This window comes from Rhizobium sp. BK491 (genome assembly GCF_014194925.1).
Classification (GTDB): Bacteria; Pseudomonadota; Alphaproteobacteria; order Rhizobiales; family Rhizobiaceae; genus Rhizobium.
In genome coordinates, this window is sequence record NZ_JACIAR010000009.1 from 107,404 (window position 1) to 128,062 (window position 20,659).

The 20,659-nt window shown below is 60.2% G+C and carries 18 protein-coding genes and 2 pseudogenes; 5 read left to right on the forward strand and 15 right to left on the reverse strand.

From position 1 onward, the window contains the following. Positions 1-20 precede the first annotated feature (20 nt). From FHX05_RS26465 to FHX05_RS26480, 4 genes and pseudogenes are all read right to left on the reverse strand, one after another. Positions 21-458, reverse strand: coding sequence for a lipocalin-like domain-containing protein (locus FHX05_RS26465; protein WP_183875587.1), 438 nt, complete (start codon positions 456-458; stop codon positions 21-23). A 39-nt stretch (positions 459-497) separates the two neighbouring features. Further along, positions 498-960 (reverse strand): annotated as a pseudogene (locus FHX05_RS26470) (cyclophilin-like fold protein). A gap of 10 nt (positions 961-970) precedes the next feature. Then, the gene (locus FHX05_RS26475; protein WP_183875589.1) at positions 971-1,717 is read right to left on the reverse strand and encodes an SDR family oxidoreductase; all 747 of its coding nucleotides are present in this window, start codon (positions 1,715-1,717) and stop codon (positions 971-973) included. Positions 1,718-1,746: 29 nt separating this feature from the next. Next, positions 1,747-2,931 (reverse strand): MFS transporter, encoded by a 1,185-nt coding sequence (locus tag FHX05_RS26480; RefSeq protein WP_183875591.1) that lies wholly within the window; start codon positions 2,929-2,931, stop codon positions 1,747-1,749. Positions 2,932-3,025: 94 nt separating this feature from the next. On the opposite strand from FHX05_RS26480, the gene FHX05_RS26485 reads away from it, so the two are divergent. Then, positions 3,026-3,931, forward strand: coding sequence for a LysR family transcriptional regulator (locus FHX05_RS26485; protein ID WP_183875593.1), 906 nt, complete (start codon positions 3,026-3,028; stop codon positions 3,929-3,931). Positions 3,932-4,056: 125 nt separating this feature from the next. On the opposite strand, the gene FHX05_RS26490 is transcribed toward FHX05_RS26485, so the two are convergent. Continuing rightward, the gene (locus FHX05_RS26490; protein WP_183875595.1) at positions 4,057-4,950 is read right to left on the reverse strand and encodes a LysR family transcriptional regulator; all 894 of its coding nucleotides are present in this window, start codon (positions 4,948-4,950) and stop codon (positions 4,057-4,059) included. Between the two features lie 113 nt (positions 4,951-5,063). Between FHX05_RS26490 and FHX05_RS26495 the strand changes: the two genes are divergently transcribed. Both FHX05_RS26495 and FHX05_RS26500 read left to right on the forward strand, forming a co-directional pair. Continuing rightward, on the forward strand, positions 5,064-5,666 hold the full coding sequence (locus FHX05_RS26495; protein ID WP_183875596.1) for a flavodoxin family protein: 603 nt from the start codon (positions 5,064-5,066) through the stop codon (positions 5,664-5,666). 34 nt (positions 5,667-5,700) lie between these two features. Further along, complete coding sequence (locus tag FHX05_RS26500) at positions 5,701-6,420, forward strand: carboxymuconolactone decarboxylase family protein (RefSeq protein WP_183875598.1); 720 nt, start codon at positions 5,701-5,703, stop codon at positions 6,418-6,420. A 222-nt stretch (positions 6,421-6,642) separates the two neighbouring features. On the opposite strand, the gene FHX05_RS26505 is transcribed toward FHX05_RS26500, so the two are convergent. From FHX05_RS26505 to FHX05_RS26530, 5 genes are all read right to left on the reverse strand, one after another. Next, positions 6,643-7,626: an aldo/keto reductase gene (locus tag FHX05_RS26505; RefSeq protein WP_183875600.1), complete on the reverse strand. Its 984-nt coding sequence runs from the start codon at positions 7,624-7,626 to the stop codon at positions 6,643-6,645. A gap of 21 nt (positions 7,627-7,647) precedes the next feature. Next, entirely contained in the window at positions 7,648-8,019 is a 372-nt protein-coding gene (locus FHX05_RS26510) for a DUF2255 family protein (protein ID WP_183875602.1), read from the reverse strand. Beyond that, complete coding sequence (locus FHX05_RS30540; RefSeq protein WP_246699116.1) at positions 8,003-8,674, reverse strand: cyclophilin-like fold protein; 672 nt, start codon at positions 8,672-8,674, stop codon at positions 8,003-8,005. Before FHX05_RS30540 ends, FHX05_RS26510 begins: the two co-directional genes overlap by 17 nt. After that, positions 8,674-9,084, reverse strand: coding sequence for a cupin domain-containing protein (locus FHX05_RS26525; protein ID WP_183875606.1), 411 nt, complete (start codon positions 9,082-9,084; stop codon positions 8,674-8,676). The genes FHX05_RS30540 and FHX05_RS26525 overlap by 1 nt, the downstream gene beginning before the upstream one ends. A 307-nt stretch (positions 9,085-9,391) precedes the next feature. After that, positions 9,392-10,258 (reverse strand): DUF4118 domain-containing protein, encoded by an 867-nt coding sequence (locus tag FHX05_RS26530; RefSeq protein WP_183875608.1) that lies wholly within the window; start codon positions 10,256-10,258, stop codon positions 9,392-9,394. A 398-nt stretch (positions 10,259-10,656) separates the two neighbouring features. Between FHX05_RS26530 and FHX05_RS26535 the strand changes: the two genes are divergently transcribed. Then, on the forward strand, positions 10,657-10,923 hold the full coding sequence (locus FHX05_RS26535) for a hypothetical protein (RefSeq protein ID WP_183875610.1): 267 nt from the start codon (positions 10,657-10,659) through the stop codon (positions 10,921-10,923). 613 nt (positions 10,924-11,536) lie between these two features. Beyond that, positions 11,537-13,411, forward strand: a complete 1,875-nt coding sequence (locus tag FHX05_RS26540; RefSeq protein ID WP_183875611.1) for a KUP/HAK/KT family potassium transporter — start codon at positions 11,537-11,539, stop codon at positions 13,409-13,411. A 628-nt stretch (positions 13,412-14,039) separates the two neighbouring features. Here FHX05_RS26540 and FHX05_RS26545 read toward each other — a convergent pair. The 5 genes and pseudogenes from FHX05_RS26545 to FHX05_RS26565 all read right to left on the reverse strand — a co-directional run. Next, positions 14,040-14,201, reverse strand: a pseudogene (locus FHX05_RS26545) (LuxR C-terminal-related transcriptional regulator); the annotation flags it as partial. A 115-nt stretch (positions 14,202-14,316) separates the two neighbouring features. Further along, complete coding sequence (locus tag FHX05_RS26550) at positions 14,317-16,260, reverse strand: cation-translocating P-type ATPase (RefSeq protein WP_210290533.1); 1,944 nt, start codon at positions 16,258-16,260, stop codon at positions 14,317-14,319. Beyond that, positions 16,257-17,297 carry a protease modulator HflK gene (locus FHX05_RS26555; RefSeq protein WP_183875613.1) on the reverse strand — a complete coding sequence of 347 codons (1,041 nt, stop codon included), beginning with the start codon at positions 17,295-17,297 and terminating at the stop codon, positions 16,257-16,259. The genes FHX05_RS26550 and FHX05_RS26555 overlap by 4 nt, the downstream gene beginning before the upstream one ends. A 2-nt stretch (positions 17,298-17,299) precedes the next feature. After that, positions 17,300-18,310: a protease modulator HflC gene (locus tag FHX05_RS26560; protein WP_183875615.1), complete on the reverse strand. Its 1,011-nt coding sequence runs from the start codon at positions 18,308-18,310 to the stop codon at positions 17,300-17,302. After that, positions 18,307-20,016: a protease modulator HflK gene (locus tag FHX05_RS26565; protein ID WP_246699118.1), complete on the reverse strand. Its 1,710-nt coding sequence runs from the start codon at positions 20,014-20,016 to the stop codon at positions 18,307-18,309. The genes FHX05_RS26560 and FHX05_RS26565 overlap by 4 nt, the downstream gene beginning before the upstream one ends. Positions 20,017-20,659 lie beyond the last annotated feature (643 nt).

Here is a 20,659-nt window from a genome sequence, read left to right on the forward strand (position 1 = left end):
CGTCTGCAGGGCTCGAGCTTTCAGAAGCGGTCGTAGCTGACGCGCCAACCTTCTGCAGCATCGACCGGGGAAATCACCAGCTTGTCACCTGTGACCTCGAACTTGCGCTCAAGTCTCTGACCGATCAGGTTGCGGACCAGAGAGGACTCCACGGTGATCGCGAATATGTTCTTGGCATCGTCGATCTCAACCGGGCCGTAATAGGCCTCGTATGCTTTCGTGGTGTAGGGCGTGTCCGCGGCATTCGCATCGGGATTCATCGCCTGCACCGACAAGGTGCCCCCTTGGGTGAACACGAGCTGGCCTGAATATGGAATGGCCTGAAGATTGCCCGCAGCGCCGACCTCCAGTGCGGTCATGCGCCAGGCGCCGATGATCGGAGACTTTGAATCGCTGGCGAACGTGGGGGAGGTGAACACCAGAGTCATTACTGCAGCCAAGATCTTGAAACGGTTCATCGAGATGTCCTTTGTTGAGTGTCAGGAAGAAGTGGGGTGTTAAATTCGTTCAATACGGACGGGGTACTCGCCGCGTACCAGCAGCGCGTCGAAACTGTTGTCAAACCGGCCGAGACGGATCAGCCCGTCCCAGCGATAGTCCGCATAGAAAAGAGCCAGGTTGCCCCAGGGCTTGAAGTAGCAGAGGTCGCCGGGCCCTCTCGTTGGTGAAGGGGCCGCTCGCTTCCTCGGTAAGTTTGCGAGGTAGGCGAACGATCTTCTCGTTGCCTCCGAAGTCCTCGATCCTCAGATCGAACGGAAGCATCGACGCAAGGTCGCGCGCCGAGGGGTTGTCGAAGAGCGTCGCTGTCAGCACCAATCCTTTGAACGTCAACCTGATGCGTACGTCGCTTGGCTCCCGGTTGTTTGGGTCGCGTCCTTGCTGTGCAATGGCGACACGTGGAATTGCCGCGGCAGCCCGCGCGGTGCCCAGAACTTGTCGTCGGCTGATCGGACGAGACATGGCGGTTCCGTCAGACCGGCTGCGCTGTGGGCCGGAAGAGGATTTCGTTGATATCGACGTCGTCCGGCTCGCTGATAGCGAACGCGACGCTCCGGGCGAATGTACCTGGTCCGATGGCGATCTTGCTGACGAAATCTCTGGTGCCCGTCTGGATATCCTTTTCGCTGATATGATCGAGGAGTTCGGTGCTGACCGCGCCGGGCGAGATGATCGTCGTCCGGATGTTGTAGGGCTTCACCTCCTTGCGCAGGCCCTCGGACAAGGCGCGGACGGCATGTTTTGTGGCGCAATAGACAGTCGCACCCGGATCGACGACATGGCCGTAAACAGAGGAGACATTGATGATGTGTCCTGACTTCCGGGCCTTCATGTGAGGGAGGGCCGCAGCAATACCATAGAGCACGCCCTTGATGTTGACGTCGATCATGCGGTCCCATTCGTCGACTTTCAAACGCTCAAGCGGGGCAAGCGGCATGAGGCCGGCGTTGTTGAGCAGGACGTCAATCCGTCCGAACCGTTCGACAGCGGTATCGACGAGTGTCTTGACCTGATCCCGGTCGGTCACGTCAGTCTCCACCGCAACGACCTCGGAGCCCGTCGCAATAAGTTCTACAGCCAAGGCCTTGATACGGTCGACCCGCCGCGCGCCGATGACCACGGTCGCGCCGCGCTCGGCGAGATGGCGTGCGGTTGCCTCGCCGAGGCCGCTGCTGGCCCCGGTGATGACGACGACCTTGTCTTCGATTCCATGTGACATAACGGTCTCCAGTCTTTGAGTGTGAGAAGTCAGTTGCGAGGCCGGGCGAGGGCGGCCAGAACCGCCGACCCGACGAGCAGGATTGCGGAGAGGACAAAGGCGCTCCACCATCCGGCGGTATCGAACAGCACACCGCCTGCGGACGCGCCGCCTGCTATGGCGAGCTGGATCAGGGCAACCTGCAGGCCGCCGCCGGCTTCGAGATCGTCCGGGATGATACGTGCCATCCAGGTATTCCAGGCGACGGGCACCGGTGTCGAGACGATACCCCAGAGAACAAGCAAGGCTGCCGTCAGCCACTGGAATGGTCCGGCTGCGATCAGGAGGAGGGCGATGACGGCAAGGACAACGGGCATGCCGACAAGAGCGACGCCGAGATGCCGACGGAGCACAACTCCGATCGCGAACAGTCCGGCCAGTCCGCCCGCACCCAGGCCGAGCAGTGCCATGGACAGTATGTTGATATCGAGCCGGGTCACATGCTCGAGGAACGGCCTCAGGTAGATCGAGAGCGAATTCATGCCGATGAACGTCAGCGCAGTCGCCGCCATGCCGATCGCGAAGGTGCGGTTGCGGAGCAATCCGAACATTGTCCCAACGGACGCAGCTTTGGCAGACGGCATGTTCGGCAGGACAGCCTTTTGCCATACCAGCGCCGCGAGGCCGATAGGGACAGTGACGAGAAACGTATTGCGCCACCCAATGAGGCTGCCAAGAAAACTGCCCAACGGTGCGGCGGCCACGATTGCCGTTGCCGTTCCGCCCTGAAGCAGCGCAATCGCCCGGGGAAGATCGGGGCCGGATGCGAGACGCGCGAGAATGGCCGTCGACAATGACCAGAAGCCGCCGATAGCCATACCAACCATGGCTCTCCCTATCAGGAAGATGAGGTAGCTTGGAGCAAGGGCGACCGTGAGGCTGGAGAGCGTGAGGATGGATGTGTAGAAAAGGACGACCGTTTTCCGGTCCAGTTGGCCCAAAACCCTGTTTCCGAACAGGCTGGTCACAACCGCAAAGAAGCCCGAGACCGCGATTGCCAGTCCTGCCTGACCTTCCGTGATCGACAAGTCCTGCGCAATCGGCGTCAGAAGGCTGACAGGCATGAATTCCAGGCTCACCAGAAGGAATGTCAGGAGCGACAGGCAGGTGACGGCGCTCCATGGCGTTCTCTGATGCAGGCCCTCAAATCCATCTTCTACGGTCAGTTCAGTCATGTCGTACTCGCTCTCGTTGCGAGACTAGATAACGGTGTTGAAGTCGTGTCACTAGACGGCATAAACTGCATGTCGTGATGAGAGAGATTCAACAATGCGTCGAGATGAATTTACCGAGATGCGGGCCTTTCTTGAGGTGGCGAGAGAACGCAGCTTTACGCGCGCGGCAGTCAAGCTTGGGGTGACGCGATCTGCGCTTAGTCACACCATCCGAGCGCTTGAGGAGAGGCTCGGTGTGCGTCTACTGGCGCGCACGACCCGCGATGTCGCGCCGACTGCCATGGGGCAGAGGCTAGTGCAGAGTATCGAGCATCATTTCGAGGGGATCAATGCCGAGATTGCAGCGCTGAAGGCGCTCAGCGACAAGCCTTCTGGCCATGTCCGGATCGTCTGTCCCGATGATGCCATCGAGTTGGTGTTTCGAAAAAGGCTAAAGACGTTCCTGCGAGAATACGCGGGCATTCAGGTTGAACTCATCGTTGACAACGGGTTCACCAATATCGTTGAGCGCCAGTTCGACGCCGGGGTGCGGCTGGGCGAGGCAATCGCCCGAGATATGGTCGCGGTTCGTATTGGTCCTGATGTCAGCTATTCCGTAGTTGGGTCGCCAGAATATTTCGGTCGATATTCGGTACCGGAGAGCCCGCAGGATCTCACGGCGCACAATTGCGTCAACCTGCGGCTTCCCACATCGGGTGGCCTCTACGCCTGGGAATTCCAGGAGGACGGGCGTGGGTTCAGCGTCCGCGTCGATGGCCAGCTGGTTTATAGCAATATTGGCTCAGCAATCGATGCCGCTCTCGACGGGATGGGTATTGCTTACGCGCCGACCGATCTCATTCGCGGATATATCGACGACGGCCGTCTGCGAGAGGTCATCAAGGACTGGTGCCCGACCTTCCAAGGCTACCATCTCTACTATCCCAACAAGCGAAATCATTCCCCCGCGTTCTCGACATTTGTCGATGCATTCAGGTTTCGCCCTCGCATGGGCTATTGAAAAAATCGTGCTCCGGTGGGGCCCGCAGCTGAAGCGTTTTGAGACTGTAAGTTATGTATTGGTGGAACGTCGATTCGTGTCTGTTCTACGCGAGGGGCGGAAGCTAATTCGGTTTCCGGCCTTGGTCAGTCATAATGGCGTAGCGCGTCCACCAGCATGGTGAAGGCAGGCGAGGGGTGGCGCCGTGACGGGTAGTAGAGGTGGTACCCTGGGAACGGTGGGGTCCACTCCGCCAGCACCTGAACAAGCTGGCCATTGTCCAGATATTGCCGAACCGTGTCCTCATGGATAAACGCAAGCCCGAAACCGTCCAGGGTCGCCCGGACCAGCTGGGGCACCCCGTTGAAAGCAACCTGTCCATCTACCCTGACGCGCACGTCGTGCCCGTCGCGTGAGAATTCCCAGGCATAAAATCCGCCATAGCTCGGCAGACGCAGGTTGATGCAGCGATGTGCGGCCAGCTCCTGCGGCGTGGAAGGTCGCGGCTGGTCCTGGAAACACGACGGTGCGGCCACCACGATCATCCGGGCGGGCGGCCCGATCCGGACCGCAATCATATCCTTTTCCACCTGGTCACCCAGCCGCACCCCGGCGTCGAAACGCTCGGCCACGATATCGGTGAGGGCGGATTCCGCGTTGAGTTCGACTTTAATGTCCGGATACTCCACCAGCAGCTTCGACAGTTTCGGCCACAGGATCGTGTCGATGGCATGCTGCCCGGCTGTGATCCGGAAATTGCCCGCAGGCTTGTCCCGGAAGTCGCTCAGCCTTGAAAGCTGCGCATCAATCGCACCGAATGCCGGGCCTAGCGCGAATAGAAGCTGTTCGCCAGCATTGGTAGGCGCGACACTGCGTGTGGTCCGCGTGAGCAAACGAATGCCCAGCCGGCTTTCCAGACGCTTCATGATCAGGCTCAGCGACGACTGGGACATGCCCAGGCGGGCGGCGGCCTTGGTAAAGCTTTTCTCTTCCGCAACCACCATGAAGGCCAGCAGGTCGCCCAGTTCTTCTCGCTGCATTTATTGATCCTCAATATAAGTTCAATGACATATTACCGTCTAATCGAAACAAATGGCGAGGTTTATCTTCACCTCACAAAGGATCACCAGGTTGCGCGAAGAGGACAGCACACATGCGCGTATCGATTGTCTTTGACAGCGGCTTTGGCCATACCGCCAGGCTTGCTCAGGCAGTAGCTGAAGGCGTCGCCGAGGTGACCGGAGCCGAAGCGGTCCTGATAGCCCTGGGTGACGGGCCGGTCGCCTGGGACGTGCTGGAAGCGAGTGACGCCATCATTTTTGGGTCGCCCACCTACAACGGCCTGGTGAGCGCCCGGTTCAAGCAGTTCATGGAAGACGCGACCAAGACGGCCTGGACGCCCCAGACGTGGCGCGACAAGGTCGCAGCCGGCTTCACCAACTCCGGCGCTCACAGCGGCGACAAGCTCAATTCGCTGGTCTCGATGGCCCTGTTTGCGGCCCAGCACGGCATGATCTGGGTCGGCCTCGATCTCATGCCCGGCAACAGCCGCAGCACCGGCAGCGGGGATGAGCTGAACCGCCTCGGCAGCTGGCTCGGTGCCATGGCCCAGTCCAACATGGACGAGGGACCGGATGTCGCCCCGATCGGAAGCGATCTGCGCACCGCGGCCCACCTCGGCCGTCGTGTCGCCGAAATCGCGCATCGCCTCATGCCTACAGCCGCGCCGGAATCCCCGGATCTCGTCCCGGCTTAAGCGACAACAACGACGATAGAAGGAAAGCTCTGCCATGACAGCACCTGTTGCCGGCCATAGCGCCTTGAGCAACGACGACGTCCGCGCCGTCTCGCCCGCCCTTGCCAACTACACCCGCAACACCATCGTCGGCGATCTCTGGAATCGGCCGGGGCTCTCGCCGCGCGACCGCAGCGTCGTGACGGTTGCCGCGCTCATTGCGCGTGCTCAGACGATCGGTATGTCCCACTACTTCAACCTGGCGCTGGAAAATGGTGTAAAGCCCGCCGAAATTGCGGAAATCATCACCCATCTCGCTTTCTACAGCGGGTGGTCGAACGCCTTCTTTGCGGTTCAGGTCGTCAAGGACATCTTTGCGGAGCGGGACATCGGCGCCGAGCAGCTGCCGCAGGAGCCGGTCCAGCTGCTGCGGCTCGACGAGGCCTCGGAGAACCAGCGGGCCAGTGCGGTGCAGGCCAACTTCGGCGAGGTATCGCAGGGTGCCGTCGATTACACCCGTGACGTCTTGTTCTGCGACTTGTGGCTCCGGCCGGATCTCGCACCGCGTGACCGCAGTCTGATCACGGTGGCTGCCCTGGTGGCGTCGGGTCAGGTGGCCCAGATCACCTACCACCTCAACCGGGCGATGGATAATGGCCTTATGCAGGCTGAGGGCTCCGAGATGCTTGCGCACCTGGCCTTCTATACTGGCTGGCCCTGCGTGTTCTCAGCGATGCCAGTGGTCAAGGACGTCTTCGCCAACCGCAACAAGTGAGGCATGGGATCAAACTCAACACACTGTGCCTGGTGGCCGCAGCGGCGATAGCGACCCTTAGCGCTCCTGCAGTCCGGGCGCAGGACGCCACGGCCCGGGTCATCCGGACCGCCGAACTGGGTGAGGCCAATCCGCCACCAGACGGCGACGTCACGCGCCTACATCGTCGACGGCCTTCCGCTTTGACAGAAAAGCGAAGGGCCTCGAGCCCCCGCTTGTTTCTCAGAGGCCGACGCGCTTCATATGCTCGTCGGGGTAACGCGCACCCTGGATCGCGATATTGGCCTGCACGATCTCCTCAAGGTCTTCCGGCGTCAGGGCCACGTCCAGAGCCCAGATATTCTCCTCAAAGCGCTCCAGCTTGCGCGTACCGAACAGGGGCACGATCCAGGGCTTCTGCGCCAGCAGCCAGGCGAGCGCCACCTGTGCCGGCGTCGCGTCACGCCGCACGCCGATCCGCCGGATCAGGCCGATGAGCCGTTGGTTGGCTTCGCGGGCCTCCGGCGCAAAGCGCGGGATGCTGTTACGCATGTCAGAGGCATCCAGCTCAGTCGCCACATCGATCTTGCCCGTCAAGAAGCCCTTGCCGAGCGGGCTGAAGGGAACCAGGCCTATACCCAGTTCCTCCAGGGTCGGCAGGATCTCTGCCTCGGGTTCCCGTGTCCAAAGCGAGTATTCGCTTTGCAAGGCAGCGACGGGCTGGACGGCATGAGCCTTGCGAATGGAGCCGGCTCCCGCCTCCGACAGCCCAAACCAGCGCACCTTCCCCTCCGCAATCAGATCCTTCACCGTCCCGGCCACGTCTTCCATCGGCACCTCGGGGTCCACGCGGTGCTGGTAGTAGAGATCGATATGATCGGTGCGCAGGCGTTTCAGGCTGCCCTCGATCGAACGGCGGATCTGCGCCGGCCTGCTGTTGACGCCGCCGCGGTGTTCGCCGGTTTCCTGATCGATATCCCAGCCGAACTTGGTGGCGATCTTGACCTCGTCGCGGAGGGGTGCCAGCGCTTCGCCGACCATCTCTTCGTTGGTCCAGGGGCCGTACACCTCGGCCGTGTCGAAGAAGTCCATGCCGCGCTCGACGGCGGCGCGGATCAGCGCGATCATCTCGGCGCGATCGGGTAATTCCCGGGCCTTACCGTAGCCCATGGCGCCCAGCGAAAGCGCCGAGACCTCCAGGCCCTGTCCAAGCATACGTGTCTGCATTGCCTTGTCTCCTGTTGTCGCTCAGTCTTGCGGAAGGATGCGCACGATGGCGCTCCGGGCCCTGTCACCGATCATCGACGCCAGGTAGCGGCTGCTCGCGTATTTGGCGCGGTAGGCCGCATCGATCGCATCGTTGATGACGCCGTCCACCGGCTCGAAACGAACATTCTTGTTCATGCCGGCCACCTGGATGCGGCCCGCCTTCTGGCCCATGGCCGACTTATACCAGCGCGACGCCTGGCCATTGTAAGCGCGAACGTAAAGGTCGCCGTCGACGACGACTGACCAGATCCACGTGGGGGTGCCGTAGGTAACCCCGTCATCTCTGAAGGGAGAGATGTGCAGGTCGTCGCTCGCTGCGATCCTGTTCACCTCGTCATCGAGCCAGCTCATGTGCCTCACCTTTCGCTTGTTGAATGGTTACCTCGAGGGGGCCGGTTTGCTGCAGGATCTCCAGACCATTCCGGATCCGGCCGAGTTTCACCAGACCTTCGGAATAGCGGAAGCCCTTAATGAAGATCGCGAGGTTGCCCCAGGGGGCATAATAGGTGAGGTCTCCCACGACGGGTGTGATGCCGGGCGGCGCACCGTCAGTGACAAGCCTTTCCGGCAAATCGCTGATCTTTTCGGTGGCGGCGTAATCGGTCAGTGTCAGCTTCAACGGCAGCAGGTCGGCAAAGCTTCTGGCGGTCGCATTGTCTTCGAGTGTAGCTTCGATCACCTGATCGCCGGCTTCGATCCTGATGTTCATGGCTTTCTCCGCCGCTTCGGGTGAACCCGCCAGTCCGGCCGAGAACAGCCCGGCAAGGACATTGCTACGCAAACGGGTCATAGCCGGGCTTCTTGTAGATCTGCGCCGCCTTTTCCTGAATGTCGGGAACATACACTTGGGCGGCCCAGTCGGCCTCCGCGACGTCTTGAATAGCGACCGAGATGCTGGCTCACCAACACCAAGGACATCCACCACGGTCTGCGTCAGCCGCGCGGCCGCCTCCTGCTTGAGGGTCTCTGGCCGGCCGCTGATCGTCTTGAGGACGATATGGGGCATCACGCACCCTCCGGCTGACCCAGATAATGCCTGTCGTTGACGTGCTCCATCCAGTCCACCACCTTGCCGTCAAGGTGCTCGTGAATGGCGATATGGGTCATCGCGGTCGTCGGCGAGGCCCCGTGCCAGTGCTTTTCTCCAGGCTCGAAGAACACGACATCACCCGGCCGGATCTCTTCGATCGGACCGCCTTCGCGCTGCGCCCGCCCTACACCGGCGGTCACGATCAAAGTTTGGCCAAGTGGATGCGTGTGCCACGCCGTCCGCACTCCCGGTTCGAAGGTCACCGAGCCTGCGGCCGCACGTCGGGCATCATTTGAGCCAAACAGGGGATCGACCCGGGCTGTCCCGGTGAACCAATCCGACGGACCTTTCCCCGAAGGCCGGCTGCCATTGCGTGTGATTTGCATGATATCTCCTTCCCGGCCGGCTGATGGGAAGCAAAAATGGCCGACGTTCGGTCAGAGAGTATCACCTTCGGATAAATGCATAATCCCAATCAGACTGCATGGACTTATTTCATAGACTAATAAATGGCGTGCAGGAAAACCGACCGGACTGCAGGATCCGGGTGGCAAGCATTCGTTCAAGAAGGGATTCTGACTGCCACCGGTCATCGGCAGCTTCGAGCACGCGCCATGGTGACCTGGCGTGAAATTGCCTCGTCGATCGAGGCTTGAAATTCATCTCCGAGTCCTGCTCCCAAACTAAATGCCGTTAAGGCGACGCTACCTTGTGACTGACTGGGGAATGCCGACGGTAAAGCGCCAGCGCTAAGATACCCGCAACGATGTCGACTAATGTATCTGGCTCCGATGGACGGTCGTCGGGGTTGAATACGAGCCCGATGACAACATCCTGGCCCACCGCCGTTATCACGGGCCAAAAGTCAAAGCGCGAGTCCAACGCCGGATAAATTCCGGCGCGCGCGGCGGTTCCAGTCGTCAACGATGATCGCGCCGCCTCCAACTCGCCCTCCTGGGGCTCCACGCCGCCAACTCTGTTGACGGAAACCACCTCGCCCCCCGTTACGAATATCACGGCGACGGGAACTTGGAACAGCGCTGCAAGCGCTTGGGACGTGATTGAAATGATGGCCTCCGTATTGTCGGCCGCCACGACGTCGCGGCTGTAGCCTTGCAGCAAAATCGTCTGCCGTCTCAAGTGTGCCGCATCGGTCGCCCTTCGCCCGGAGGTATGGGCAACGCCACTCACGATAAGTCCGACGACAAAAAGCAGTCCGATCGCCCAGATGTTTGCCGGGTCGTCGACGGCCAGTGAATAGCGAGGCTCGGTCAGGAAGAAATTGTAGGCGAGCGCACCAAGCACGGCCGAGAAGAGTGAAGGCCCCAAGCTAAAGCCAACACCCGTGATGATCACCGGCACTACAAAAATGAGGGAGAGGTTCGGGATCGTCACCTCGCGGTCGACACCGACAGCCACAAACGTCGCGAGGGCCGTCATTGCAAACGAAGCAAGATAGCCAACGACAGCGGGAGCCTCCAATGGCGGCGAGCCCAGGAGCGGATCGGCATCCGGCTTCGGTGTGATGTCCCGTCGCAGCTTCGAATTAGCACCGGCCATGGGTTCAACTCCTGCCCAATGATTGCCGTCCCGCCGCCCGAGGAGTGCTCGCGGCCACGACAAGCGAACCGAGTATACACCAGTCCATTCGTGCGTGGGCGGCAAGAATCGCAAATTCCACGTATGCCCGGGGTGTTGACGGTTCGAAAATCTTCCTGCCGAACCAGGAAGTGAAACGCGTCGCTCGCAACGAGTAACCGACGGGCAACAAGTAGGCCAACACGCAACCCGGCCGCGGCTCTCAAATACGCCAGAACGCTGCGCGACAGGTTGAACTCCGTCAGCGCCAAGTGTTTGCGCTCGCGGCGCTGGTGTAGAATATTAATTGACGTACATCATAGGAGGAAACTTGCCCGACTGATATGCGATCGCTTACGGAAACCGTTTAGGAGGCGTCCATGATGACGGCTATCCAAATGCGCGAAAGGGCAGATTACTATTTCCGTCGTGCCCGCGATGAGGGTGATGACCAGCATCGCGAGACACTCATCGATCTCGCAATCGACTTTGACAAGATTGCGCTTGATCTTGAAGCTTGGGAAAGAGGGAGAGTTTCACCTATTTCGACTTCGAGGAACAAGCAATACCCCCAGGCAAGCTTACTGGGCCTATTCAGGTTTGGATTTCAGCGAGTTACCTTTCTCTACAAAGTTGGGCTGGAATGACCATGTGAGAGCCTTGACAGGACCGCGCCTGCGAATCTGGATTTCGAACCGGTCAGCAAGCTGGCGCGAAGGAATAATGGCGGATCAGGCTGCCCTCATCCGTTGGGATGTCAAAAGTGCCTGTCGATCCTGAGTTTTGAGTTCCGCTTGGCCGCTGGCTACTCCAATAAAAGAACACAAGGGGCAAAATACCTCCATTTGGCGGCGCTCCTTGTGTTTCCGGCAGTACCGCCATTGCGCATCGCCGTGGCTTTTCACGGCCGATGGACCGGTTGGATTGTCACGAAGCTGGATCGGCTCGGCCGAGACGCCATCGATGTCGGCACCACGGTAAGGACGTTGTCTTTGGTTGACAAAAACCGCGTACGATTTGGAGCCGTATTTCCTCCGCCCATCTACCGAAGCGCCTGCGCCTTGATGGCTGATTTTGGATAACGTGCTGCAGAAACTTGCGATTCCGGAATATCTGTCCTCGTCCGTCTCCTGCGGACGGGCGTCCACCTTTGCGTTCGGCTTGGAGAGCTAGGGTTGTGTTTTGATTACCCTCAAGAGATAGTCGCACGAAGGGAGTGGTTTCCGCTGCGGTCCACTTGTCGCCATTGCGGAGGACACAATGAAAAGCGAGCCGCACCCATCCGCGTCGCCCAAGCTCAAGCTCATGTTGGGCGCCACGGGTGTTGTCTTTGGCGATATCGGCACCAGTCCACTCTACGCATTCAGGGAAAGCTTCATTGGCCATCATCGCCTGCCACTAGATCAATTTCATGTGCTAGGCGTGCTTTCGATGCTCGTCTGGGCGTTGATCCTCGTCGTCACAGTCAAATATGTTTTCGTGACCATGCGCGCGGATAACCGTGGTGAAGGCGGAAGCTTCGCTCTCCTTGCTCTTGTGGAGCGTGTAGCGAAGCACTCGTGGGAGTTGCCGTACATTGCAGGAGCCGCGCTGATCGCAACGACGCTATTCTATGGCGACGCGGTGATCACGCCGGCGATCTCCATCCTCTCGGCGGTCGAAGGCCTCACGCTTCTCAACAGCAGCTTCTCCGACTATGTTATCCCTCTTTCGATCGTAATCATCGCCGGGCTGTTTGCCATCCAGCGGTTCGGGACGGGGCTCGTGGGAGGCCTGTTCGGCCCGGTGATGGCGATCTGGTTCCTGACGATAGGCATTCTCGGTGCCGTCCATGTGGTCGCCAACCCGGTCGTGCTGCAGGCAGCAAGCCCGACCTATGCGCTCGGATTTTTGGCGGCCGATCCCGTCCGCGCCTTCTTTACGCTCGGGACCGTTGTGCTGGCTGTCACGGGTGCAGAAGCGCTCTATGCGGATATGGGCCACTTCGGGCGCTCGGCCATTGCACGGGCCTGGCTGTGGCTGGCGCTACCCGCACTGTTACTTTGCTACGCCGGGCAGTCCGCACTTGTACTGGCAGACCCCACAGCAATCGAGTCGCCCTTCTACCTTATGGCCCCGGTTGGACTGCTGATCCCCCTCCTTTTTCTGGCTGCTGCCGCTACCGTCATTGCCAGCCAGTCGATCATCAGCGGTGCATTCTCGGTGACGCAGCAGGCCGTTCAGCTCGGATACCTGCCGCGCGTCAGGATCCATCACACCTCGTTCGAAGCGCGGGGGCAGATCTACGCACCGACCGTAAACATCATGCTGTTCCTTGCCGTCATCGCGCTTGTTCTTGCTTTCCGTAGCTCGAGCGCTCTTGCCGCGGCCTTTGGCCTAGCCGTGACCGCGACCATGGTACTGACGACACTTATCATCGGCTTCATGATTTTTCGCGTCTGGCGCTGGAACCCCATCTGGGCCATACCGCTATACGCCATTCTACTCATATTCGACCTTGGCCTTTTCGCTGCCTCGGCCACCAAGTTCACCGATGGCGGTTGGTTGCCGGTCACCATCGCCGTCGTACTGATCATCATCTTCTCGACCTGGCGACGCGGGCGCGCGCTCCTCAACCGCAGGCTCGCATCCGACACGATGCCCGTCGAGACCTTTCTGAAGTCGACCGCCAATGTTACCCGAGTTCCGGCAAGTGCCATTTATCTGACAACAAACCGGGAAGGCGTTCCTCCGGCGCTGCTTCACAACCTCAAGCACAATCTTGTGCTCCACGAAAACGTGCTTCTCGTCACCATCGAGACGGCACTCACACCCGTCGTCGAGCAAGTCGAAAGGTTGGCGGCAACAGATCTGGGCGGCGGCTTTACTCGGGTCATCATTCGCTACGGCTTCGCGGAGCATCCCGACGTGCCGTTAGCGCTGGCGCCGATCTTCGAGCGCATGCCGCATTTCAATCCTCTGACCGCTGGCTATTTCCTCAGCCGTCAGACGCTCGTTCCGTCAAAAAGGCCTGGGATGGCCGTGTGGCGGGAAAAGCTCTTCGCAGCGATGATGCGCAACTCGGAAACACCAATGACTTTCTTCAAGCTCCCTGTCGACCGCGTGGTCGAACTGGGCAGTCAGGTCGAGATCTGAAGAGCGAAATCTGGAGATATTGGCGGCCCGCGACGGCGGACAGGTGTGCTGGCTCATCACGGCGCAGCCATAAGCTTCAACCATCTTCTTGTTCGCTCGGCGAGAGGCACGTTCCTGGCCGCGATTGCCGATCAAGCGGAATAGATGGAAAGAAGCCGTCACGGCCAAAACCAGAAAATATTATAAGTTTCTTATAATTATCAGCCGCAATTGCCCTGGATTTCATACAGCCTCGCTCACAAATTATCGCATTGGATACGGTCTCGATCTTTGATGATTTGATGACCGCCAATAGCAAGCTGAAGGAGCTGGTCCTTGACCACACGACACTATCATCAGCATCGAACAGGTGTTTCAAGCCGTGAGGTAGCGCGAAATAGACTTATCGGTCGTATCCTCGCCTGGACTGTCATTTGTTTGATTGCCGCCATTTTCATCGTCGCCTTGTACCTCGGCGCACGAGGATAGCAGCAGAATCGGGGAGAGCACCGGCCTCCGCTCCACCAACACTCCGATAGTCTCGCTCGCCACAGATAGACAATTTGGACGACCCCGTCATGGTGGACATCACCATTGGACTGTTGTCGCGATAAGGCGAAATCCCAACCCTAAGCGCAGGAGGATCTTCTCAGAAGCATCCGCTGAGTCTGTCTGAAATCCTGATCGGGTCGGCGAGGGTTCCTGCCTGCATCTTGCGCATGACCTGGCTGCGCCGGACTTTCACCGTGACTTCGCTCACGCGAAGGGCTGCGGCGATCTGCTTGTTCAACAGGCCGCGGACCACCAGCCGCATGCAGATTCAAACCGTACTACTGGTACCAATCCGATGTAAATCAATGCCTTGGCGCGGAAAGACGGCTACGAGATGATCCACCGGCTCGGCGATCACGTAAGTTGATCTTGCCTTATGCGGTCAGTTGCTCGTCATATCGCATCAGCCGCCCGGCATTCGCCAGCACCAGCAGGGTGCTGAAATTATGGAGGAGGGCAGCAACGACGGCTCCCGCGCTTCCAAGAAAGCCAAATCCCGCCAATGCGATGATCGCCACGGTCCAGCCGAGGCCGATGATGACGTTGGTTTTCAATGTCCGCCGGCACAATCTGCTGAGGCGGACGCATGTGCCGAGCCGTCGCAAATCGCTGCCGATCAGGATGATGTCAGAGGAGGCGAGCGCGATATCAGCACCACCTACACCCATGGCGATGCCGACGGCACCGGCCTTGAGGGCGAGCGAGTCGTTGATCCCGTCGCCGACGACCAGAGGTTTGAAGCCGCTCTTAGTCTCGCTCAGCACGCGTTTCAGCTTGTCGGCGGGCAGGGCCTCGGCCGCGACATCGGTTATGCCGATCTCGCGCGCCAGGGCATGCGCGACCGATTGACGGTCGCCGGTGAGCAAAAGCTGACGACTGAGCCCGAGCGCTCGCAACTCCGTCATCGCGACCGCTGCCTCCGGCTTGACCGTGTCCGACAGGAGAAGCCAGGCGACAAAGTCTCCACCGATGGAAAGGCCTGCGAGCGGACCGTCATGTGGGGGAGCCGAGGGAGTGACGACGGACAGGCGTTCGAACAATTCAGGACGTCCGAGCGCCACTTCGCCCCTTGCCGTACCCGCGACGATACCCAGTCCTTGAAGTTCGCGGACGTTGGTCAGCGGATGGTAGGCGTTATGAGAAACAAGCGAGGCTAGCGCCCGGCTGACCGGGTGGCTGCTGGCAGCGCCCAGAGAGGCCGCCAAGGCCAGAACGGCTTCCCGGTCCCTATTGCCCGTCAGTCTAATATCTTGCAGCCGAAGCCGGCCGAAGGTGAGGGTGCCGGTTTTGTCGATGACCAGGGAAGTCAAATCTGCCAGTTCTTCGAGAAATGCCGAGCTGCGGATAAGGATTCCATGGCGCGCGGCGACCGCGATGCCTGCAATTGCCGTTGCCGGCGCGGACAGAACCAGGGCGCAGGGGCAGGCCGCGACCAGGATCGCCAGCATGATCTGGTCATTGTAGGTGAGGAACCAGGCAAGGGCGGCTATTGTCAGCACGAAGCCCAGATATTGCTGGGCGTAGCGCTCCAAGAGCCGCGTGATCGGCGGCTTTGAATTTTCCGCGCGCTGCATCAGTGCGATGACTTTTCCAAGCGTCGAGTCCTCGCCTGTTCGGGTCACCTCGATCTCGAGACGGCCGTCCAGATTGATCGCACCGCCGAAGACCTCCATGCCAACTGTGACTTCGAGAGGCACGGATTCGCCGGTGATCGGCGCAGTGTCGAGGCTTGCCTGTCCCTGCCTGACACGACCATCGGCGGGAATGCGGTCTCCCGCTCTCACCTCCACCAGATCGCCTGGCTTCAGCGTGACATTGTCGATTTCACGCGTCGAGCCGTCCGGCGTGATCAGCCGTGCGTGGCTATGGGTCAGACGCGCCAGCGCCTCCATCGCTTCTTTCGATCCGATGACGCTGCGCTCCTCCAGCACATGGCCGAATATCATGATGATCGGGAGGAGGGCGGCGGTCAGCAGATCGCCCGTCGCCCAGGCGGCCAGCATGGCAAGAGCGATCAATTGATCGGTGATGCCATGCAGGCTCGGATGGCGCAGGCTATGCCAACCGGAGCGGATGACCGGAATGGCAACGATCAGTGAGGCGGCCGCCAGCAGAAGCTGGCTCACGCCCTCTTCATCCGGCGCAAGCCAGCGCCATGCGATGCCGAGCGCAAGCAGGCTCAAGGCGATCATGGCGAGGGTCAGCTGAACGGCCGCCGCCTGCTTTTCGTTGGCGGTCAGAAGGCCGGCACTGAGCATATGGCCATGATGATGCGTGTGGCCATGGGAGCCGTGGGGATGATCGGTCGCGACAGTCATTTGTCGGCTCCCTGCAGGATGAGGCGTGCGTCGTCCCTGGGGTCGACCGTGACCACCGAGCCTGCCTTCGACAGGATTTTGGCAACGCGATCGCGATAGAGGCGCCAGAGAAGGCCGGGATCGCTATCGGACCCTTGCGCGCTTGCAAAGCCGGCGACGATGGCCGTGTCAGCACGCGCCTTTGCCAGACGTTCGCTGGATTGGGCTTCCGCCACCTGCACGATCCGATCGGCTTCCTGATCGGCGGCCTGTCTGTCCTTTTCCGCATCGTTCTGTGCCGACGCAATCGCCTGCTCTGCCTGCTGGCTTGCGGTCAGCACCCCGTCGAATGCGCTTATGGCTGTCGCCGGAAGTGCGGATTGGACATCGGCACGATCGATCTCGATTCCCAGGTTCAGGCCCTTCGACTTCAGCGAGCCCAGGCTTGCGTTGATGCTCTTGACCAGATCGGCGCGCAGGCGTTCGCGGCGCTCGGCGACATCGCTCTCCGCGGAGACCAGCTCGGGGCGCGCGACCAGAATACTGTCCAGATCGCGGGAAGCGCAGATTACGACGGCGCTGCGGGTCACGAGGCGGTCGAGTGCCGGCAGAACGTGGTCCTGCTGCAACACATAGGCCATAGGGTCGATTACTCGAAAGAAGACGCGGATGTCGAGCTGAACGACGCTGGCGTCTGCGGTCAGAAGATAGCCCGAACCCGCCAGGGTATCGCTCTGCGCCTCGGTGTTGGCCTCGCCGGCCTGAGCCGCGGGAGAGCGAAGCAATCCGTCGATCCGGCGTTCCAGAACCGTTGCGCCGTCGGGTAGCAGCAAGACCTTTTCGAAAGGCGCGGGGAAGGCCCACAACAGGCCGGATTCCTGCACCCGGTTCAAGGCGCCGAGGCGAAAGACGACGGCCCGGTTTTGCGGTGCGATCTCCCGGATATTGGAGGTTGCCCAGCCGACGGCCGCAAGCACCATGATCGCGGACAGCAGCATGGACACCAGGTGAACGGCCTGATGCTGCGCCATCGAACTCCTATCCCCGACCGTACCCATCTCTAATGTGCTCCGCCAGCTGATGCGGCGCTGGGCGGTCCATCGACCAAAGCCCTGAAAGGTGCTGCATCGGTGCGCAGGACAAGGCGCGTGTTGGAATTGACAATCGTGCCAAGCGTGTCGAGGGAGCGGAGCAGTTCGTAAAGCTCAGGCGCGCTCTTATAGGCCGCTCCATAGATCCGTGCCGCTTCGACTCGGGATTTCGCTTCTATATCGGCGGCCTTCACGGTCGCGTCCGCTTGAAGGACGCGCGCGTCGCGCTCGGCTGCGGAGCGGATTTCCGCGGCCTGGCGCTTGCCGACTGCCGCACGTTCAGTGGCGATGGTTTCACGCTCGGCCCGCATTCGGTCGACAGTGGCGCTCAACGTCACCGAAGGCAGGGTCAGGCGTTCGATACCGACATCAACCACCTGCAAGCCGTAAGTGTCGAACAATTGCTGTGCGATCTGGGCCTTGAGCTGTGCTTCCAGCGCGTCGATCCGCAGCTTGTCCGGATTGGGGTTGATCAACGACGACAGGTCGAAATTGCTCGCCGCCGTCTCGAGCGACGATCCAAGAAATGTGCGGATTTGTGCTGCTGCCTGATCTGGCTGGTTTTGAACCGACCGCACGAAGCGCTTGATGGCATCCGGATCGGGCGGGACCTGCCAGATCGCATAGGCCTGCGCGATGATCCGCAGCCCATCCTTGGTTCCGACATCCTGCAGGCCGCTGGACGTCGATTTGGCACGCAGATCGACGTCGATAGTCTTCTCCAGGGGAATGGGAAGCCGGAAGGCAAGGCCGGGATCAATCAGAACGCGAGCGGGATTGCCAAACCTGGTGATGATAGTCGCCGCTCCCGATCTCACCTGGACGAGGCAGGCAGCGACCAGAATGATGGCGACGACGATCGTCGCGACCACCAGGCGGGACCACCGAAAGGGCATAGTTTCTTTGTGGTCATCGCCGTGATCATGATGATGATCGTGCTCGTGATGGTCCGAGCCCGGATGGGCGTGCGCGTCAGTCATGGGCCGGTTTCTTCGCTTTGATATGGGGTGTTAGGTTCGGCACTCGTGTCGGGATCGACTGGTGGCATCACGCTCCGGAGATCAAGGGTTGGAGCGATGTTTCCGCCGATGCGGTGATCGAGGACGAGAGCCCTCGAGTGGGATAGCCCCATCGTTAGTCGGTTGAAGTATTCTTCTGTCAAGAACGCCTGTCCCGCGTCGTGGAAGGCTGATTGTTCGGCCTGGAAGCGGAGTTTTGCGACCTGCGAAGCCGCGACACCTTCTCTTGCCGTTGCCGTCGCATTGTCCTGCTGGAGGCTGGCATTCAATTGTGCCTCATTCGTCTGTTCGGCGGCCGTTCCCCGTTCGCGCGCAACCAGCGCCTCTGCACTGATCTGAGCCGCCTGGACCCCGTGGAAGGCATTGGCCGCGCCGGCAGGCGGGTGGATGGCCTCGACGACCACCGCCAGGATTTCGACGCCGCTGTTCAGCTCATCCATGTTTTTCTGGACTGCCGAGGCGATATCGTTTGCGAGCGACAACCGGCCTTCGCTCAAGACGTCGTTGAGCGTTCTCCTGGCAAAGTCATGAACCAATACGCGGTTTGCGGTGCTTTCGATCAAGGCTGGGAGATCGGCGACCCGATAGGCCGCCTTTACCGCCGCCTGGTCCGAAAGACCGATGCGGTAGACGAAACGTACATCCATGTTGACGATCTGAAAGCTCTGCGCGCCGCCGGTGCCGCTGGCGATAAGCTGAGATTTCTCGCTGATATGTGAGGCGTCCCACAGCCGGTTCGCGCTTTCCGGCGCTGGCCCTTCGGCATCGGCCAGCTTTTCGCCATCACCGCTCGTGCTGACGGAGGTTGCCAGCTCGTGCACGCTGCCGTTCTCGATGGGAATAACTCGGCCAAACGGCCAAGGAAGGCCGATGTGCAGGCCGGAATGCAGGATGCCCTCGGCCTTGCCGAACCGCTCGTAGATGCCTCGGCCGGTCATCGGAACTTCGTGCACGCTGCTCAGCAGCCAGCCTAGAAACAGCGTTCCAAAAATAATGGCTGGAGCGGCCTTTCGAATGAACGAAAAGGCCCAGATCTGCTGTAGGTCGATGCCGTGCCTTGTCTGTAACTCAGATTGGATGCCGACCCAAGGCCGGGGTGGCCACTGAAGAATGCCCGCCACAAGGCTTGTCGCGATCAATGCCGGCTCGCGGCTATCGTTTTGCGGGCGAAACATGGACGCAATCGCGCGAAGCAGGAACTCGACCGCGACAACGGCGACAAAGCCTCCCAGCGCTGCGAGCATTTTTATGGACAGACCGGATCCACGCGTACTCACAAATAGGCTGAAGCAGGACAATACAAGCACGAAGATAGGAACGCGCGCCAACTGCGAAATCGCTCTTGCCTCTGGCCATTCCGGTGCCTCGATCGCGGCCAGGCGTCTTTCCGTCACAAGCAGAAAAAAGGCGAAAGCCAAACAGGCGGCTATGATAAGAAGGGTCATCGTTCCGATCGTCATGTCGTCCGCCTTCAGGCTCCAACCGGCATAGACGATCAAACATGCAAAGAGGGAAAGGCAGAAGACCGAGAGCGGGCGGGCACCTATACGTGACAAAACCGATTGCCCGGCGAAAAACGCGCTCTCGGTCCAACGCTCGACCGGATCCGGCTCTTGCGCCTGTCGTGACGACCACGGCGAGGTTACGAAGGCAATGAGCCATTGCATGAACCGTCCGAGTGGAATGCTGGCAAGGCCGGCCTGCTCCCGACGCCACCGCGCGATCTCGTGGGCAGATCGAAGCCCGGTCCCAAAGAGGATAAGTGCTGCCGCGTTATCGCAAAAGAACGCAATCCAGATCGCATTGAGGCTGAACGTGCTCGCGATCCAAGCACAGAGCAAAAGCAGAGTGACGAAAATCGACACAATGGCGCCCTGGCTTGCAAGGTCACGGGCTTGAACCGCCGCAAGTTGGAAGTCTGCTCGGCTTTTGATCTCAGGAAGTTGCTGCGAATGGCCGGCCATGGAATGCGGCATTGTCATCCTTGATGCGTTTTTCCGTGCTCAATTGAAATGGTCCCTGGTTGCCCGCAAAACGGCGACCAGTTCGGGTTAGAGAGACGTTATTACGTATCGCGCCCATATCGACAAGGTTTTGCTTTGCGCAGGAGCTCAATTGGCGGCGTAACCTGGGGGTTGAGTTCTGATCGCCGGGTTGATCAAGAAACTCCGACGAGCAGAAAACTGCGCCCGGTATTCAATGGAGTGGCGAACGCCCGATCGAATGTCATTCCTCTCCATCTGTGAGTAATGAGCCCGATTTATGATCGGCCACCGTTAGAAAGCTGGGCGGTTGCGGACCATTCGGGCA